Annotated in this window: 11 protein-coding genes and 1 tRNA gene; 8 read left to right on the forward strand and 4 right to left on the reverse strand. The window is 67.7% G+C overall.

The genetic code is table 11. The features are described from left to right. The first annotated feature begins 112 nt into the window (after nt 1-112). The 6 genes from AAHB16_RS23485 to AAHB16_RS23510 all read left to right on the forward strand — a co-directional run bounded on the left by AAHB16_RS23485 (nt 113) and on the right by AAHB16_RS23510 (nt 6,771). The gene (locus tag AAHB16_RS23485) at nt 113-1,432 is read left to right on the forward strand and encodes a GGDEF domain-containing protein (protein WP_150371260.1); all 1,320 of its coding nucleotides are present in this window, start codon (nt 113-115) and stop codon (nt 1,430-1,432) included. Between the two features lie 70 nt (nt 1,433-1,502). Continuing rightward, a tRNA-Arg gene (locus tag AAHB16_RS23490) sits at nt 1,503-1,579 on the forward strand. Nucleotides 1,580-1,604: 25 nt separating this feature from the next. Then, on the forward strand, nt 1,605-2,642 hold the full coding sequence (locus tag AAHB16_RS23495) for a LacI family DNA-binding transcriptional regulator (protein WP_342052113.1): 1,038 nt from the start codon (nt 1,605-1,607) through the stop codon (nt 2,640-2,642). A 103-nt stretch (nt 2,643-2,745) separates the two neighbouring features. Beyond that, a complete protein-coding gene (locus tag AAHB16_RS23500) occupies nt 2,746-4,080 on the forward strand; it encodes an FAD-dependent oxidoreductase (RefSeq protein WP_342052114.1) in 1,335 nt (444 codons plus the stop codon). Then, nucleotides 4,077-5,762 (forward strand): dihydroxy-acid dehydratase, encoded by a 1,686-nt coding sequence (ilvD, locus tag AAHB16_RS23505; protein WP_342052115.1) that lies wholly within the window; start codon nt 4,077-4,079, stop codon nt 5,760-5,762. The genes AAHB16_RS23500 and ilvD overlap by 4 nt, the downstream gene beginning before the upstream one ends. Nucleotides 5,763-5,784: 22 nt before the next feature. Continuing rightward, nucleotides 5,785-6,771: a Bug family tripartite tricarboxylate transporter substrate binding protein gene (locus AAHB16_RS23510; protein WP_342052116.1), complete on the forward strand. Its 987-nt coding sequence runs from the start codon at nt 5,785-5,787 to the stop codon at nt 6,769-6,771. Nucleotides 6,772-6,870: 99 nt separating this feature from the next. Here the strand turns inward: AAHB16_RS23510 and AAHB16_RS23515 are convergent, their stop codons facing one another. From AAHB16_RS23515 to AAHB16_RS23525, 3 genes are all read right to left on the reverse strand, one after another. Further along, complete coding sequence (locus AAHB16_RS23515) at nt 6,871-9,819, reverse strand: ATP-binding protein (RefSeq protein ID WP_342052117.1); 2,949 nt, start codon at nt 9,817-9,819, stop codon at nt 6,871-6,873. 128 nt (nt 9,820-9,947) lie between these two features. After that, nucleotides 9,948-11,195: an oxidoreductase gene (locus AAHB16_RS23520; protein ID WP_342052118.1), complete on the reverse strand. Its 1,248-nt coding sequence runs from the start codon at nt 11,193-11,195 to the stop codon at nt 9,948-9,950. Between the two features lie 142 nt (nt 11,196-11,337). After that, nucleotides 11,338-12,762, reverse strand: coding sequence for an ATP-binding protein (locus AAHB16_RS23525; RefSeq protein ID WP_342052119.1), 1,425 nt, complete (start codon nt 12,760-12,762; stop codon nt 11,338-11,340). A 269-nt stretch (nt 12,763-13,031) separates the two neighbouring features. On the opposite strand from AAHB16_RS23525, the gene AAHB16_RS23530 reads away from it, so the two are divergent. Both AAHB16_RS23530 and AAHB16_RS23535 read left to right on the forward strand, forming a co-directional pair. Further along, nucleotides 13,032-14,045, forward strand: coding sequence for an aldo/keto reductase (locus AAHB16_RS23530; RefSeq protein ID WP_342052120.1), 1,014 nt, complete (start codon nt 13,032-13,034; stop codon nt 14,043-14,045). A 24-nt stretch (nt 14,046-14,069) separates the two neighbouring features. Then, the gene (locus AAHB16_RS23535; RefSeq protein ID WP_150371268.1) at nt 14,070-14,486 is read left to right on the forward strand and encodes an SRPBCC family protein; all 417 of its coding nucleotides are present in this window, start codon (nt 14,070-14,072) and stop codon (nt 14,484-14,486) included. Between the two features lie 46 nt (nt 14,487-14,532). Here the strand turns inward: AAHB16_RS23535 and AAHB16_RS23540 are convergent, their stop codons facing one another. Further along, entirely contained in the window at nt 14,533-14,838 is a 306-nt protein-coding gene (locus AAHB16_RS23540; RefSeq protein WP_150371269.1) for a hypothetical protein, read from the reverse strand. Nucleotide 14,839 lies beyond the last annotated feature (1 nt).

Raw genomic sequence — 14,839 nt, forward strand, 5'->3', positions numbered from 1 at the left:
GGACCGCATCCGGAACCTGCGGAACAACAATAGGACGGCCCATCGCAGGCCGCAACATCAGGGCATCATGGCCGTGCGGAGCCATGCAGGGCCCTTGTGAACGGGAAAGAAGATGTTTCAGTCGCAGGTGGTGGTGCTGATCGCAGGCTTGTTCGCGCTGCAGATGGCGGTCGTCTGCGCCGTTCTGCGGCGCTCGCCGGGGATGGATCGCAGTGGCCTGAGTTCGTGGGCCGCCGGCGATCTGATCGTGGCCCTGGCAGTCGTGCTGCTCGCGGCCCACACGATGCGTCCGGCCTTGCCGCTCGAGGCGGTGCCCGAGCTCGTGCTCACGGCCGGCCTCTCCATGATGGTCTATGGCATGCGCCATTTCGTCGGCCGGCCCGGGCGCGGCCTGGTGCTGCTCGCGCTCAATGTGCCCGGCCTCGCGGCCCGCGGCGCGCATGCGCTGGAGCATGGTTTCACGCCGGCGGCCCACGGCATCGCCGTGCTGAATGCCACCGCCGAGCCCGCGGTGGCGTCGCTCACGCTTGCCGCGTCCGTCGTGCAGATCCTGCTGTTGCTCGAACTCGTGCGCATCACGGTGCCGTGCGTGCCGATGAAGCGCGGCACGGGCCGGCTTGCCGCGTTGTCGCTGGTCCTGGTGGCGCTGGCGTGCACGGCGCTGATCGGCATGCTGATCGCGCCCGCGGTCGTCATGCTCGTGGATCTGCGCCATCTGCCGGCCCTCGCGCAGAGCGCGCCGCATGACGGCATCCTCGTGCTGCTCGTCTTCGGCATGGTCGGCCTGTCGGTCAGCTTCGCGCTGATGGCGCACGATCGCCTGCGCCGCATGCTCGAGCGCCGCGCGCGCCATGACGACCTGACCGACGTGCTCTCGCGCGGCGCGTTCTGGGAGGAACTCGAGGCCGCGTGCAGGAAGGCCGAGCGCGCGCAGCAGCCGCTGACGGTCGCGTTCATCGATCTCGATCACTTCAAGGCCATCAACGACGTGTACGGCCATCTGGCCGGGGACAGCGTGCTACGCCATTTCGCGGGACTGCTGCGCCGGAACGCGCCGCCGGGCGCGATCGTCGGGCGCCTGGGCGGCGAGGAGTTCGCGGTCGTGATGCCCGCCACCACGATGGAAGCGGGGCGCGCCGCCAGCCTGCGCCTGAACACGCTCGTGCGCGCCACGCCGTGCCCGTCGGAGCCCGATCCGATTTCCTACACGGTCAGTATCGGCATGGCGGAGCGCCAGCCCGGCGAGAACGCCGATGCCGTGATGCGCCGCGCGGATCGCGCGCTCTACGACGCCAAGCTGATGGGCCGCAACTGCGTGTCGTCGCACGACAGCGGCGATGCGCCCGGCATGCCGCGCCGCCCGCGCGTGCGCGAGGACGAGCGGTCCGCGCCCGATGGCGCGGGCAAGCCGCAACCGTCCGCGCGGCCGTAAGCCACGCCGCGGACCGCCGGGTCTTCTTGCGCGGCGGCGTGTGCGGTAGAATGCGGGCCTCTTCTCCAGGCCGCCCTTAGCTCAGTTGGATAGAGCACTCGCCTTCTAAGCGAGCGGTCACACGTTCGAATCGTGTAGGGCGGGCCAACTCAATTCCGGGACCGGTGGCGCGATGACCAAGGGTGGCGCGACGAAGGTTGTCGCAACGAAACGGCTGACCAGTATCGACATCGCCCGGCTGGCCGGTGTGTCCCAGACTACCGTGTCTCGCGTGCTGCAGGATCTGCCGTCGGTCAAGCCCGAGACGAAGGCGCGCGTCCTGAAGGTGATTCAGGACCAGGAATATTCGCCGAGCGCCGCCGCGCGCCAGATGAAGACCCGCCGCAGCGGCACCGTCGCGGTGGTCGTCGCCAGTCTTTCCAATCCGCTGTATCCGCTGTTGCTGCAACTGCTGGTCGAGCGTCTGGCGCTGCGCGGCTTCCGCACCACCGTGTGGGAAGTCGACGGCAAGATGGACGAAGCCACGGTGCGCGCGCTCGCCGAGAGTGCGACCGATGGCGTCATCTTTGCCGCGGCGCTCGACGAATCGCGCGAGATGCTTGCGCGCGTCGCCGCGGACAAGCCCATCATCCTGATCAACCGTTCCGTGGGAACGGACCTGTTCGACACGATCGTCAGCGACAACTACGCGGGCGGCCGGCGCGTGGCGGAGTATTTCCGCTCCGCGGGGCGCAAGTCCGTGGGGCTGATTTCTGCGGCACCGGGCAGGGGATCGAAGGCCAGCACGATTCGCGAACGCGAGCGCGGGTTCATCGAGGGGCTTGGCGACCTCGTCGATACGGATGCCTTCGTGCGGGCCGATGCCACCGACTTCGGCTACGAGCACGGCATGCGCGCGATGCAGACGCTGCTTGCCGAACGTCCGGCACTGGACGCGGTGTTCTGCACCAACGATATCGTGGCGATCGGGGTCCTCGATGCGGCGCGGCGTTGCGGCAGGCAGGTGCCGGACGACCTCTGGATCGTCGGCTACGACGACATTCCGATGGCGCGCTGGGATTGCATCAGCCTGAGCACCGTGCAACAGCCGCTGCCGGCGATGGTCGAGCAGGTGGTGGAACGGCTCGAAGATCGGATGGGGAAGCCGGATCTTCCGCCGCGCGCGTTCGTGCTGCCGAACGACCTCGTGCTGCGGCGCACGACGTCCTGAGGTTGGCGGCCAGATTTTTTTGCGTATAATGACTACGTAACCATTTAGGTTCAAGCGCGTAAAAGTGGGAACGGCAACGGATCGCGCATTTTTTGGAGAAAAAATGACTACGTATTCATACGGCATGGTGTCCGAACCCGCTCGGTCCACGCCGGTCTTCCGCGCCGCCGACGTCTGCGTGGTGGGCGGCGGCGCGGCGGGCGTGGCGGCCGCGATATCGGCCGCGCGCGCGGGCGCCAGGGTCGTGCTGCTGGAACGGGAGGGCTTTCTCGGCGGCACGCTGACCTCGGTCAGCCTCGGCAGTATCTGCGGGCTCTATGCCGTGACCGAATCGCAAGTCACGCAGATCGTGAGCGGTTTCTGCGACGAGGTGATCGAGCGCCTGCGCTGGCTCGACGGCCTGGGCACGCCCACGCGATGGCTGGAGACGGCGTCGCTGCCGTACGACCTGTTCGCGATGAAGGTCGCGCTCGATCAGTTGATTCAGGAAGCGAAGGTCGAGGTGCTGTTCCATGCGATGGTGGTCGGCGTGGCCACGCGCGACCGCGAGGTCGATGCGGTGCTGATCGAGACCAAGGAAGGGCGTCTTGCCATTCGGGCGAAGGCGTTCATCGATTGTTCGGGCGATGCGGACCTCGTGAGCTTTGCCGGCGCGCCGTGCGAGATCTCCGAAGGCGACCTGCAGTTTCCGACCACGATGGTGCGATTCGGCGGCGTCGATACCGACGCGCTGGCCACGCTGAGCCGCCCCGCGCTGCGCGAGCGGCTGGAGCAGGCCGTGGCCGACGGCTACGAGCTGCCGCGCACCGCGGGCGGGGTATTCGCCGAACGTCCCGGCCTGGCGCACCTGAACATCACGAAGGTGGCGGTGGACGGCAAATCTCCGAATCCGTTCGACCTCAGCGTGATGTCGCGCGCGGAGATGGCGGGACGCGAGCAGGTGTGCACGTACCTGAAGGCCTTTCGCAATTACGTGCCCGGATTCGCATCCGCGTTCGTGATGGACACGGGCGCCGTGATCGGTATCCGGGAAAGCCGCCGCACCGTGGGCAGTTACGTACTGACCGACCGGGACGTGCTGGAAGGCGCGCGCTTCGACGACGCCATCGCGTGCTGCGCATGGCCGATGGAGGACCACGCGGCGGGCCGCGCCACCAAATGGATCTGGCTGCCGCCGGGGACGTACTTCCAGATTCCGCTGCGCTCGCTCCTGCTCGAGGACTTCGACAACCTGATGGTGGCGGGCCGCTGCGCATCGGCCACGCACGGTGCGCAGGCATCCATCCGTGTGACCGCGCAATGCTTCGCGATGGGCGAGGCGGCAGGCCTGACCGTCGCGGCCGCCGTCGATCGCGAAACGAGCGTGCACCGCGTACCCGCTACCGACGTCCAGCAGATGCTGGAGAAGAACGGCGCCTTTCTTGGAGACTTGCAATGACCGCCCGCAACTACCGCAGCAATTTCACCCCGGGCACCACGCGCTGGGCCCTTCGCAAGGCGCAATGGCAGGCGCTCGGACTGAGCGACGCGGATCTCGACAAGCCGAAGATCGCAGTGGTGAACACCTCGTCCGAACTGTCGAGCTGCTTCAGCCACCTCGATGGCGTGGCCGAGCACGTGAAGACCGCGATCCGCGCGGCGGGCGGCGTGCCCTTCGAGGTGCGCACGGCCGCGCCGAGCGACTTCATCACGAGCGCGGGGAAGCAGGGCCGCTATATCCTGCCGTCGCGCGATCTGATCGTGAACGACATCGAGGTGCAGGTCGAGGGCGCGCAGCTCGACGGGATGGTGTGCCTGGCCTCGTGCGACAAGACGACGCCGGGGCAGATGATGGCGGCGGCGCGGCTCGATATCCCGACGCTCGTCGTGATCTGCGGCTATCAGGCCAGCGGCCAGTACAAGGGCGAGCACGTGGATATCGAGGACGTGTTCGAGAAAGTCGGCATGCATGTGACGGGGCAGCTCTCGTTCGAAGACCTCGACGGCATGTGCAAGCGCGCGGTGCGCAGTCCGGGCGTGTGCGCGGGCCTCGGCACGGCAAACTCGATGCATATCGTCTGCGAGGCGCTCGGCCTGACGCTGCCCGGCGCGAGCCCCGTGCTCGCCAATTCGCCGGCGATGGTCGATCAGGCGCGCGCGGCCGGCGCGCGCATCGTCGAGATGGTCAACGAGGGCCTGAACCCGCGCAGCATCCTGACGCCCGCGGCGTTCCGCAATGCCGTGCGCGTGGCGCTGGCGCTGTCGACGTCGATCAACGTGCTGCGGCATCTGCAGGGCGTGGCGGAAGAAGCGGGCACGGACGTGGATCTCTACGAGCTGTTCGATCGCCTCGGTCGCGAGGTGCCGCTGCTGGCGACGGTCAAGCCGAATGGCCCGCATCGCACGGAAGAGCTCGAGGCGGCGGGCGGCACGCTGGGGACCATCAAGCGGCTTGCGCCGATGATCGAGCAGTCGTGCATGACCGTATCGGGCAAGACGTGGCAGGCGATCCTCGACGCCTACGAGGCGCCGTCGCCATCGATTCTCCGCACGCTCGACGATCCGGTGTCGACGAAGCCCTCGCTGGTGATCCTCCGGGGCTCGCTCGCCCCCGAGGGCAGCATTCTCAAGCTCGGTAACGCGGGCGAGAAGGCCGAAAGCTTTCGCGGCAAGGCCCTCGTATTCCACTCGCAGGAAGAAGCGATCGAAGCGCTGGCCAGCGGCCGTATTACCGAAGGGACGGTCGCGTGCCTGCGCGGCATGGGGCCCATCGGCGGGCCGGGCGTGGCGCTCGCCTCGTCGTTCGTCGCCGCGGTCGAGGGTGCCGGGTTCAACGGCAAGGTCGCGGTCGTGACCGACGGCCAGCTGTCGGGCCTCAATCGCGGCGTCGCGGTGGGACAGGTGTGTCCCGAAGCGGCGGCCGGCGGTCCGCTCGCGCTCGTGCAGGACGGCGACGAGATCGAGATCGACATTCCGGGCCGCCAGATCAACCTGCTGATCGATGCCGCGGAGATGGAAGCTCGCCGCGCATCGGCAACCCCGATCCGCGGTGCCAGCGAGCAGGGCTGGCTCAATATCTACAGCAGGACAGTCAAGCCGCTCGCCAGAGGCGCTGTGCTGATTCCCATCCAACCCCGATAATCAGAACGTGGAGGAGACAACCATGAAAACCATCAACCGACGCACGATCGTCCAAGGCTTGCGCATGACGCTCGGGCTGGCCACGCTGCTCTCGGGCGTGGCCTTTGCCGCGTATCCCGACAAGCCCGTGCGCATCGTCGTGCCTTACCCGCCGGGCGGCGCATCCGATACCACCGCGCGCGTGCTCAGCGAGAAGCTCAAGGACGTCACGGGCGGCACGTTCGTCGTCGAGAACCGGCCCGGTGCCAATGGCAATATCGCGGCGGAACTGGTCGCGAAATCGCCGGCCGACGGCTATACGCTGCTGATGGCGAACGTCGGTCCCAATGCGATCAGCCAGACGATCTATCCGAACCTGAACTACGACGTCAACAAGAGCTTTGCACCGATCGGCCAGACCACGACCGTGCCGATCGTGCTGGTGGCGGGGCCGAAGGTCAGCGCGACGGACATCAAGGGACTGGTGGCGGAGGTCAAGGCGAATCCGGGCAAGTACACGTTCGCCTCCGCGGGCAACGGTTCGTCGAATCACCTCGTGGGCGAGATGTTCAAGTCGGGTCTCAAGCTCGACATGATGCACGTGCCGTACAAGGGCGACGGCCCCGCGATGACCGATGTGATGGCGGGGCAGGTGTCGATGATGTTCACGACGGCCGTGGCCGCGCGGCCGTATGTGACCGGCGGCAAGCTCAAGCTGATCGCCGTGGCCAGCAAGAAGCGCGTGCCGGCGTTTCCGAATGCGCCCACGATCGACGAGTCGGTGCTGAAGGGGTTCGACGCCTCGTCGTGGGGCGGGCTCGTCGCGCCGGCCGGCACGTCGCCCGAGATCGTGAAGCAGTTGAACGAGGCCATGGTGAAGGTGCTCGCGATGCCGGAGGTGAAGAGCAAGCTCGCCACGCTCGGCGCGGAAGTGGTGGCGACGAAGCCCGACGAGTTCGCCGGTTATATCCGGAGCGAGACGGACAAGTGGGGTGCCGTCGCGAAGGCGGCCAACGTCGTGGCGGAGTAAGGCAGGGTGGGCCGGGCGGCATGGTGTCGAGACGCGTACAGGCCGAGCTGACGGGCACGGCAGCCGACTGCATCCGACTGCCGCGTACGGCAGCCGATATCAGCCGACCATGTCGTGCCGCAGCCGTTCGATCAGCGCCGCGGCCTGCCGCAGGTCGGCTGTGCCGTGGCCTTCGGTGAAGCGCGACAGCACGCCGTCCAGCGCGGTGGCGGCTTCCGCCCCGCGCCCATGCGCGCCGAGCAGCTGGCTGTAGCTCGTCATCGCCCGCAACTCCCACGACAGCGCATGGCTCTCGCGCGCGGTGCTGATGGACCGCAGGAAGCAGGTTTCCGCATGCGCATCGCGCGATTCCGTACGCCACAGCTCGCCCTTGATGCGCAGCAGTTCCGCCATGCACCAGCACTCGCCGCTGGTGACGGCCGCACTGATGGCGGCATCGATCGTGGCGTGGGCACCCGACAGGTTGCCCTCGGCGCCGAGGCCCTGGGCCAGCGCGCCGAGAAACGCCGGAAAGCGCAGCCGGAATCCGCAGTCGTCGAGCGCGTCCAGCGATTCGCGCAGCATCGCGATGCCGCTGCGATCGCCGAGCGCGATCCGCAGCAGCCCGTCCAGCGCGACGCTCAGCGCATTCCAGTAGCCGATGGGATGCAGCGCAAGGTGTTCGCGCAACAGCGTGAGGCCCTGGCGCGCGCCCGCGTAGTCGCCCACATGCAATGCAATGGAACAGGTGGCGTGCACGAGCGCGTTGGAGATGGACAGCGCGTGCGCGGTCATTTGCGCATGCGTGAATGCGTTCCTGGCCGTATCGACCGCGCGATCGGGATAGCCGCGCAGCCACAATACGTTGGAGAGCGTGCCGTAGGCGGCCGCGCGCTGGTCGAGCTGAAAGCGCGCGATATGCGAGCCGCGCGCGGGCGCCACGTAGGCGGACAACATGCGTTCCAGATGGCTCTGGGCCTGTGTCTGGTCGCCGAGATAGCGCAACGACGTCGCCATCATGCGATCGACGCTCGATTGCGCGGACGCGTCGCCCGCCGCATCCGCGAGCGCGCGGAAACGTGCCTCGAGTTCGAGCGCGGTGCGGTGCTCGCCGCGATAGGTGTGATAGACCGACAGTCCCCACAGCGCGCGCAGGCGATGTTCGGCATCGTCGTTGTGCTCGGCGAGGGCGAGTGTGCGCTGCCAGGCGCTACCGGCCTCCGGCGTGGAGCCCGTGGCGTAGAGCAGGGCCGCGGCCAGGGCGCCCGTGAGCTTCATCGCCACCACGGACTCACGTTTTGCATCGACGATCCGCAGTGCGCGGCGGACGAACTGCTGGCACTCGTCGTAGAGAGACAGATGCATCCAGAGCGGAATGGCGGCCAGCGTCAGCGAGAGCGCCATGTCCTTCGTGGCCGCGTCCATCGCGCCGTCCGCGCCGTCCGCGCTCCGGGACGTGAACGCCCATTTCAGCGCGGCGCGCACGTCGTCGATCTTGTCGTGATGGTCGCGGAGCCATTCGTCGGCGGGCCGCGCGTCCCATTCGGATTCGGCCTTCGCCAGCCGCTGCATGGTCAGCTGCGCATGGTGGTGCAGCCACAGGTCGAGTTCGCGCGCTTCCTGCAGCTTGCGTTGCCCGTACGCGCGCGTGGTGTCGAGCAGCCGGTAGCGCACGGCATTTCCGCCGAGATCCGCGACGACGAGGGACTTGGCTACCAGTCGCGCCAGCTCGTCGACGATGCATGCGGAATTCGGCATGTCGCGCGCGCCGTGCTGCCGGTGCAGCGCGATGGCGGACTCCAGCGTGAACGGCGCGACGAAGACCGACAGACTGCGCAGCAGCGCCTGTTCGTCGGGCGGCAGCGCGTTGTAGCTCCAGTCGAGCGCGGCGCCGAGCGTGCGGTGCCGGGGCAGGGCGCCGCGGCGATCCTGCATCAGGATGCGGAAGCGATCGTCGAGCAGCAGCTGGAGTTCGCGGATGCCGAATGCATCGACGCGCGTGGCGGCCAGTTCGATGGCGAGCGCGATACCGTCGAGCCGTCGGCAGATATCGGCGACGATGGGCGCATCGTCGTCGCGCAGGCGAAATTCGTCCACGCATTCGGACGCGCGCCGCACGAACAATTCCACGGCGGCATAGGCGAGCGCCTGTTTCGCGGTCAGCGTGGGCGCGGGTGGCGGGAGTTCGAGCGGCTGGAGCCGATAGACGCATTCGCCACGGACGCGAAGCGTCTCGCGGCTCGTCGCGAGGATGCACAACTCGGGTATCGCGCTCAGCATCCGGTCCGCATGGGCGGCCACTTCCTCGATGACGAGTTCGCAGCTGTCGAGCACCATCAGCGTGGGACGGCCGCGGAGGGCCTGCGCAAATGCTTCCACCAGCGCGGGGATGGAATCGCCGCCCTGCGGCGTGAGGCCGGCCGCCGCGGCAATCGCATTGCCGACGAACCGGCTGTCGCCCAGCGCGCCGAGATCCGCGAAACAGACATGGGTATCCTGCCGCCGCGCAACGGCCGTTGCCACGCCGAGCGCGACGGTCGTCTTGCCGATACCGCCCGACCCCAGCACCGTCACCAGACGATGCTGTTTCAACTGGTGTCCGATGGCCTCGATGGCATCGGCGCGGCCCACGACGCAGGTAGTCAGTGCCGGCAGCCGCGACGCCAGTTGCGGCGGCATGGGCGACTGCATCGGGGAATGCCCGCTCACCACCGGCGAGACGAATCGATAGCCGCGACCCACCACGGTCGCGATATAGCGCTGGCCCTCCTGGCCGTCGCCAAGCGCGCGCCGCAGCGCGGTCATATGCACCTTGAGGTTGCTCTCCTCCACGACGGTGTTGGGCCACGCGCGGCCCATCAGTTCGGTCTTGGACACGAGTTCGCCGCTGCGTTCCGCGAGCGCGGCCAGCAGCTCGATCGCGCGCGCGCCCATATGCACGGGGGTATCGTGTTTCAGCAGCAACTGCTGCGCGGGAAAGAGGCGGAACGGGCCAAAGGAGAGGACCGACGCGCTGGCAACGTCCTGCGCCGGTGGAGAACAAGGTGGCTTGCCAGTTTCAGGCTTCACGATGCGCTGGGACAGTGGAGGGTCTGTCAACGCCACGCAGGGTGGTGCGTGTATCCCAGGAGTATAGGAGAACGCTGCTACGGCAGCGTCTGACGATGGGCGTCGCGGGCGCCTGCTCTTCTCCTTTACTACTCGTCTGCCCACTGCGCGCTTCCGCCTTGCCCGCGCGCCCACGGATGCGCGGGCTGCGGGCGGCCGCAGAGTTCGATGCCCGCATGGCGTGGCCAATAGGGATCGTCGAGAATCGCCTGGTCGATGGCGACGAGATCGGCATCGCCGGTCCCGATGATCGCCTCGGCCTGTGCGAAACCCGTGATCGCGCCGGTGGCGATGACGGGCAGACCGGTCTCCTGCTTCAGCGCGCGGGCGAGGGGCACCAGATAGCCCGTGCCGTACGGCGCGTCTTCCGACGCGAGCAGGCCGCCCGCGCTGACGTAGAACACGTCGCAGCCCTGCGCCGCGAGGCAGCGCACGAACACCGAGGCCTGCTCGAGATCCCACCCCTGGCTCATCCAGTCCTGCGCGGGAATGCGGCAGGCGAGGGGGCGCCCGGCGGGCACCGCCTCGCGTACCGCGGAGAAGACCTCGAGCGGAAACCGGAGCCGGTTCTGGAGCGTGCCGCCGTACAGGTCGTTGCGGCAATTGGAGAGAGGGGAAAGGAACTGATGCAGCAGGTGGCCGCCGGCGGCATCGATGAACACGGTGTCCACGCCCACGCTCACGGCGCGGCGCGCGGCGGCCACGAACGCTTCGCGAATGACGCGCAGGTCCTGATGGTCGAGCGCTTCCGGGAGGACCTGGCCGGGCTCGTAGGCCAGTGCCGACGGTGCCACGGTCTGCCAGCCGAGCGCTTCCGTCGGCGCGATCTGCGCGTGGGCGCCGAGATTTCCGGGGACATCGGTCGATGCCCGGCGCCCCGCGTGGCTCAGCAGGATGCCGATCGGCATGTCCGACCATCGGCGCAGGCTCTCGATCGTGAGACCCATCGCGGCCTCGGTCATGCTGTTCCACAGGCCGAGGTCCGCATGCGTCGATCGGCCCTCGGGCAGCACCGCCGTGTGCTCGATCGAGAGCAACGCCGCGCCCGATAGCGCGAGCCGGCCCAGATGGATCAGGTGCCAGTCGCTCATGCAGCCGTCGTTCGCCGCGTACTGCCGCATCGGCGCGATGACGACGCGATTGAGCAGTTCGAGTCCCTCGATCACCACGGGGCGCAGCAGGCGTGGCCGGCGCGGCGCGCGGCCGCGTCGGCACGCCTGCCGTGGCGACACCGCGGGCGCCAGTGTTGCGGTGGCGAGCGCGGACGTGCCGAGGGCGGATGCGGCGAAAGCGGAAAGTCCCAGTACGGGCGATCCGTTGCAAGGCTTGGCGGTCATGGGGACCCCTCGTTCATGTCCGGCCTTCATGTTCGGGATTACGCTGCGCAGATTGCCGCCGCGATCACTTTCTTCAGCCTAGGGGAGTACGGCGGGCCGCATGGGTTAAACGTTGTGAATTACCGTGACGCGCGCGTTCCGGTTACAGACGGGTCGCCGCGTATAGCCGCGTGGTGTCGAGCAGTCGCAGCGTGGTGCTGCCATCGATCGCATGCACCGCGATCAGCGATTTCTCGATCAAATCCGCAATGGACTGGGTGACCGCGGTGGTGCCGAATTCCGGCGCCGCGGCGGCCACGGCCGCGTCGATCGTGAACTCGCTCGGAAAGGCCGCCAGGCAGCGCAGCACCCTGCGATCGCGCGCGGGCAGCAGATTGCAGCTCCAGTCGAGCGTCGCCTCGACGGTGCCCTGCCGCGCGGGCGCGTCGCGGCGCCCGCGCCATGACAGCGCAAGCTGGTTGCCGAGCAGTTCGGCCACGCCGTCGATGCCATAGAGCGCGACGCGGCTCGCCACGAGTTCGATCGCGAGCGGATTGCCATCGAGCCGGCGGCAGATCGTCGCGACGGTCGGCGCGTGTTCGTCCTCGAGCGGCGCGTCGTAACCGCCTGCCGTGGCACGGTCCATGAACAGCTGGATCGACGGAAACACCATGGCCTGGTCCGCCGTGAGCGCGCCAGCCATCGGCGGCATGCCCAGGGGCGGTATCGGATAGAGGCGCTCGCCGCGCACGCGTAGCGGCTCGCGGCTCGTGGCCAGCACCTGCAGGTTCGGCGCGCTGGACAAAAGCCGCTCGACCAGGCGCGCCACCTCGTGCACGACGTGTTCGCAATTGTCCAGCACGAGCAGCGTCCGGCGCGATGCAATCGTTTTCAGTACCTCGCCGACGAGCGCTTCGTCCAGGCGCCGGCCGGGTCCTTCGCATTCGCTGTCGCCGGTGTCGAGGCCGAACGCCGTGGCGAGCGCGCCGCCCACACGCTCGTCATTCGCACGCGCGATATCGATGGCCCCGAGGTCCACGAAGCAGACGGCACCGGACAATTCGCGCAGCGTATGGCAGAGCAGCGTGGCCAGCGTGGTCTTGCCGGCACCGCCGGGACCGACGATGGTCACCGCGCGTGCGCCATACAGTGCGCGCGACAGTTCGACCAGATGCTCGCATCGGCCGATGGGCGGGCTCAGCGGTGCCGGCGCGGGCCGCCAGCCGTCATGCGGGCGACGCGGGACTTCCGCGCGATCGTCGGAGGCGGCCGGCAGATTTTGCAGGGGAGCGACGAAGCAGTAGCCGCGTCCGGAAATGCTCGCGATGTACTGCATGCCGTTCTGCCCGCAGCCGAGGATGCGCCGCAGCTTGGCCATCTGCACGCGGACGTTGGATTCCTCGACGACCAGTTCCGGCCACGCGAGGGCCATGAGCTCGCGGTGCGACACCACTTCGCCCGGCCGCTGGACCATGGCCACGAGTATGTCGAAGGCGCGGCTGCCCATTGCGATCACCGCGCCCCCACGTTCGAGGACGCGCGACTGCGTATAGAGCTGGAAGGGCCCAAACGAATAAGTTTCGCTCATTGATTATTCCTGTACGACTGGCCCGGAGGTAAGTGAAAGGCAAGAGACAGAACGTTCCTCCCCACAGGCTTTGTTGTAAACGCAGTCGCCGGAAGACGTGGTTAAGCTGGGTTAATTTCAGTAAAGCCGGCTGGCCGGATCGCCGCCGTTCACAGGTGTTCACCAGCATTAACGGGCCATGGCAGGGGGCGCGTGTCACATTGGAATCGGCCCGGTGCCGATGGGGCGCCGGACGCGCAGTCATTGCAGTCAATTCCCTGGAGAGTGAAATGAGCATCCGCGACACGCTTCCCAATGGTCCGCTAGGCTTCGGCGCCGCGCCGCTCGGCAACATGTTCCGCCAGATTCCGGACGCCGAGGCCGAGGCGACCGTCGATGCGGCATGGGATCTGGGCACACGCTATTTCGATTCGGCACCGTTCTATGGCGCGGGGCTATCGGAGATTCGCCTCGGCAAGGTGCTGTCGAAGCACAAGCGGGACGATTACGTGCTGAGCACCAAGGTGGGCCGGCTGATCCTCGACGAGATCGAGACCGGCAAGCGCGAGTTCGGCGAGAAGGGCGGCCTGTTCGAACATGGGCGACCCAACAAGATCGTCTACGACTACACCGAGCGCGGCGCCATGCAGTCCATCGAGGACAGCCTGAAACGCATGGGTGTCGATCGGCTCGACTATGTGTGGATCCACGATATCGCCAAGGATTTCCATGGCGATGCCTGGCTGCAGCAGTTCGAGACGGCACGCACGGGTGCGTTCCGCGCGCTCAGCCGGCTGCAGGAGCAGGGCGTGATCAAGGCCTGGGGCCTCGGCGTCAATCGCGTCGAACCCTGCGAGCTGGCCGTCGATCTCGACGAGCACTGCCCGACGGCGCTGCTCGTGGCCGGGCGCTATTCGCTGCTCGATCATGCCTCGGCGTTGCAGCGCCTGATGCCGCTCTGCGAGAAGAAGCACGTCGAGGTCGTGGTCGGCGGACCCTATAGCTCGGGCGTCCTCGCGGGCGGCACCCATTTCGAATACCAGAAGGCGCCGCCCGAGATCCTGGCAAAGGTCGAGCGCATTCGCGCGCTTGCGGACAAGCACAAGGTGCCCATCAAGGCGGCCGCGCTGCAGTTCTCGCTCGCGCATCCGGCGTCGGTGGCGGTGATTCCCGGCGCGAGCAAGCCCGAGCGCATCGCGGAGGACCATGCGGCGCTGAAGGCATCCATTCCCGCCGAATTCTGGCGCGATCTGCGCGCGCAGGGGCTGGTGTCGCCCGAGGCGCCGCTGCCGATCGATCGCTGATGGGCCCGCAACAGGAGAGATGACATGGCAACAGCATCCACGAGCATCGAGGTCGCCGTCGCGCCCGATACCGTCTGGAACCTGATCGGCGGATTCGATTCGCTGCCCGACTGGCTTCCGTATATCCCGAAGAGCGAGCTGTCGGAGGGCGGCCGCGTGCGCCACCTCGCCAATCCGAACGGCGAGGCGATCGTCGAACGGCTGATGGCGTTCGACCAGAACCAGCGCAGCTACAGCTACGCGATCCTGAAGGCGCCGTTCCCCGTGACCGACTACCTGTCGACATTGCGCGTGATTCCCATCGACGGTGGCAAATCGTCGCGCGTGGAGTGGTCGGGAGAATTCACGCCAAACGGCGTGAGCGACCAGGAGGCCACCGCGATCTTCCAGAAGATCTACGAGGATGGCCTGAAGGCGCTGGCGGACGGCCTGGCCCGCTAGTCCCATCGCCGGCCGACGGCAGCATCGCTGCTGTCGGCTGCCGCCGTTACTGCGTCATCGGCTTGGTCATCTGCTTCTTCTGGGGCTTTTGCTTCTTGGCCGCCTTCGACTTGTCATCGACGAGCGCGCTGCCGGTGCTCGACCGTGCGCCCTGCGTGTACGGGTCGAACTTGTCGCCCGCGCGATTGGCGTCGGGCGTGTAGCCGTCCCGGTTGCTGATGCGCTGCGGATCCGAGCCGCCCGTGCTGCTGTCGGAGCGGTTGTAGCGGTCGTGGGGCGTGCCCGCGAGGGCGGTGCCCGCGGCACCCGCGGTGAGGGCGGCGACCGCCGCCAGCGTGATGAAAGTTTTCATT

The organism is Cupriavidus sp. OTU4054 (assembly GCF_038440175.1).
GTDB classification, from domain to species: domain Bacteria; phylum Pseudomonadota; class Gammaproteobacteria; order Burkholderiales; family Burkholderiaceae; genus Cupriavidus; species Cupriavidus pauculus_D.

Excerpts from the sequence above, each read along its gene's own strand:
- AAHB16_RS23485 (WP_150371260.1), top strand. The coding sequence starts at position 113 with ATGTTTCAGTCGCAGGTGGTGGTGCTGATCGCAGGCTTGTTCGCGCTG.
- AAHB16_RS23495 (WP_342052113.1), top strand. The coding sequence starts at position 1,605 with ATGACCAAGGGTGGCGCGACGAAGGTTGTCGCAACGAAACGGCTGACC.
- AAHB16_RS23500 (WP_342052114.1), top strand. The coding sequence starts at position 2,746 with ATGACTACGTATTCATACGGCATGGTGTCCGAACCCGCTCGGTCCACG.
- ilvD (WP_342052115.1), top strand. The coding sequence starts at position 4,077 with ATGACCGCCCGCAACTACCGCAGCAATTTCACCCCGGGCACCACGCGC.
- AAHB16_RS23510 (WP_342052116.1), top strand. The coding sequence starts at position 5,785 with ATGAAAACCATCAACCGACGCACGATCGTCCAAGGCTTGCGCATGACG.
- AAHB16_RS23520 (WP_342052118.1), bottom strand. The coding sequence starts at position 11,195 with ATGACCGCCAAGCCTTGCAACGGATCGCCCGTACTGGGACTTTCCGCT.
- AAHB16_RS23525 (WP_342052119.1), bottom strand. The coding sequence starts at position 12,762 with ATGAGCGAAACTTATTCGTTTGGGCCCTTCCAGCTCTATACGCAGTCG.
- AAHB16_RS23530 (WP_342052120.1), top strand. The coding sequence starts at position 13,032 with ATGAGCATCCGCGACACGCTTCCCAATGGTCCGCTAGGCTTCGGCGCC.
- AAHB16_RS23535 (WP_150371268.1), top strand. The coding sequence starts at position 14,070 with ATGGCAACAGCATCCACGAGCATCGAGGTCGCCGTCGCGCCCGATACC.
- AAHB16_RS23540 (WP_150371269.1), bottom strand. The coding sequence starts at position 14,838 with ATGAAAACTTTCATCACGCTGGCGGCGGTCGCCGCCCTCACCGCGGGT.